Raw genomic sequence first — 1,038 nt, 5'->3', positions numbered from 1 at the left:
TGGCGGATGACGCCCATGCCGGGGTCGTTGGTGAGGAGGCGTTCGAGTTTCCGGGCGGCGAGTTCGGTGCCGTCGGCGACGGAGACCTGGCCGGTGTGGATGGAGCGGCCGATGCCCACGCCGCCGCCGTGGTGGATGGAGACCCAGGTGGCGCCGGAGGAGGCGGCGGTCAGGGCGTTCAGCAGGGGCCAGTCGGCGATCGCGTCGGAGCCGTCCTTCATGGACTCGGTTTCCCGGTAGGGGGAGGCCACGGAGCCGGAGTCCAGGTGGTCCCGGCCGATGACGATGGGGGCCTTGACTTTGCCTTCGGCCACGAGCTGGTTGAAGAGCAGCCCGGCTTTGGCGCGTTCGCCGTAGCCGAGCCAGCAGATCCGGGCGGGGAGGCCTTCGAATTCGACGCGTTCGGCGGCGGCGTCGAGCCATTTGTGCAGGTGGGTGTTCTCGGGGAAGAGTTCCTTGATGGCTTTGTCGGTCACGGCGATGTCTTCGGGGTCACCGGAGAGCGCGACCCAGCGGAACGGGCCCAGSCCTTCGCAGAACAGGGGCCGGATGTAGGCCGGGACGAAGCCGGGGAAGGCGAAGGCCCGGTCGTAGCCGCCCTTGCGGGCCTCGTCGCGGATGGAGTTGCCGTAGTCGAAGACCTCGGCCCCGGCGTCCTGGAACCCGACCATGGCCTGGACCTGCTTGGCCATGGAGGCCTGGGCTTTCTTCGTGAACCCTTCCGGGTCGGCCTCGGCCTCGGTGTGCCATTCGGCCACGGTGATGCCTTCGGGCAGGTAGGAGAGCGGGTCGTGCGCGGAGGTCTGGTCGGTCACGACRTCGATGCTSAKCTCGCCTGCTTTGTGGCGGGCCAGGAGTTCGGGGAAGACYTCGGCGGCGTTGCCGACGTAGCCCACGGACCAGCCGCGGCGCTCGGCCTTCGCGGCCTGGACCTTGGCGATGGCGGTGTCCAGGTCGGTTTCGACCTCGTCCAGGTAGCGTTTGCCCACGCGGCGGCGCAGCCGGGACTCGTCCACGTCCACGATCAGGCAGGCCCCG

General features: G+C 69.3%; 1 protein-coding gene. It reads right to left on the bottom strand.

Features of this window, described 5'->3' with window-relative positions:
- Window positions 1-1,038 (bottom strand): urocanate hydratase (hutU, locus tag AB4074_RS24805; RefSeq protein ID WP_441415750.1); only part of this gene is annotated, 1,038 nt, incomplete at both ends.

Source organism: Arthrobacter sp. 2MCAF14, assembly GCF_052115645.1.
Lineage (GTDB): Bacteria > Actinomycetota > Actinomycetes > Actinomycetales > Micrococcaceae > Arthrobacter.
Note: the sequence above shows the minus strand (reverse complement) of the source record. Positions and strands in the feature narration are given on the sequence as shown.